Below are 1323 nucleotides of genomic sequence, written 5' to 3'. Positions count from 1 at the left end.
CTGAACCGCGCCGGGTTTGCCGGAGGCCGTTTGGTTTAAGTTATGCGGCCATGGCTGGTTCGTCCAGCATGGCGTAGTGCTGCTCCTCGGCTTCGGCTGGCGGGATGTTTCCGATGGGCTCTAGAAGCCGTCGATGGTTGAACCAATCGACCCATTCGAGGGTGGCGAATTCAACCGCTTCGAAACTCCGCCATGGTCCGCTCCGATGAATGACCTCGGCCTTGTAGAGACCGTTGATCGTTTCGGCGAGCGCATTGTCGTAAGAGTCACCGACGCTTCCGACGGAAGGCTCGATGCCCGCCTCGGCCAGTCGCTCCGAATACTTGATCGAGACGTATTGGACACCGCGATCGCTGTGATGGACAAGGCCGCCGCCATGAACGGGACGCCGCTCATGAAGCGCCTGTTCCAAAGCATCGAGGACGAACCCGGCATGCGCCGTTCGACTCACCCGCCAGCCGACAATCCGGCGGGCGAAGGCGTCGATGACGAACGCCACGTAGACGAAGCCTTGCCAGGTGGTGACATAGGTGAAATCCGAAACCCAGAGCCTGTTCGGCGCGGGAGCCTTGAACTGGCGGTTCACCCGATCGAGCGGGCTGGGAGCCGTCTTGTCCGGGATCGTCGTGCGGATCGGCTTGCCCCGGATGATACCCTGAAGTCCCATCGATCGCATGAGCCGGGCGACGGTGCAGCGGGCTATATCGAAGCCTTCCCGCTTCAATTGCCGCCAGACCTTGCGCACGCCGTAGACGCGGAAGTTCGCCTGGAACACACGGCGTATCTCGATCTTCAATGCAATGTCGCTGCGGGCGCGGACCGACAACCGGTCCACGTCCAGGCGTTTGGCAACATTCTCGTAGTAGGTTGACGGGGCAATCGGCAGCAGTCTGCAGATCGGCTCGACCCCGAATACCGACCGATGTTCGTCGATGAAGGAGATCATCGCTTCAATGGGCGGTCGAGCTCCGCCATCGCGAAATAAGCAGACGCCTTGCGCAGTATCTCGTTGGCCTGCCGAAGCTCGCGGTTCTCCCGCTCCAGAGCCTTCATCTTCTCGGCCACTTCGCTTGGGAGTCCGGGCCGGGAACCATCCTCCACTTCTGCCTTCTTTACCCATTCATTGAGCGTCTGCGCCGTGCAGCCGATCTTGGCGGCGATCGAGGAAACCGCTGCCCATCGCGAGGAATATTCGCCTTGGTGATCCAAAACCATCCGCACGGCTCGGGCGCGGACTTCCGGTGAAAATTTGTTTGTTGTCTTGCTCATATCGGCTCCACTTTCTCAGAAGTTGGAGCCTCCGGCAAACCCGGCGCGGTTCAA

Annotated in this window: 1 protein-coding gene and 1 other annotated feature; the gene reads right to left on the bottom strand. The window is 60.5% G+C overall.

Annotated elements, in window-relative coordinates; all coding sequences use genetic code 11:
* Positions 1 to 40 precede the first annotated feature (40 nt).
* Positions 41 to 1269 (bottom strand): IS3 family transposase gene (locus FHT28_RS35840; RefSeq protein WP_168598923.1). Its coding sequence is split into 2 segments (ribosomal slippage): positions 41 to 975 and positions 975 to 1269, totalling 1230 coding nucleotides; the frame shifts between segments, so codons are not numbered across the junction.
* Positions 872 to 988: a sequence feature (AL1L pseudoknot), on the bottom strand. Its footprint overlaps the gene before it by 117 nt.
* Positions 1270 to 1323: the final 54 nt, after the last annotated feature.

The sequence above is a fragment of the Rhizobium sp. SG570 genome (genome assembly GCF_012275345.1).
Taxonomy (GTDB): Bacteria; Pseudomonadota; Alphaproteobacteria; order Rhizobiales; family Rhizobiaceae; genus Rhizobium; species Rhizobium lusitanum.
Note: the sequence above shows the minus strand (reverse complement) of the source record. Positions and strands in the feature narration are given on the sequence as shown.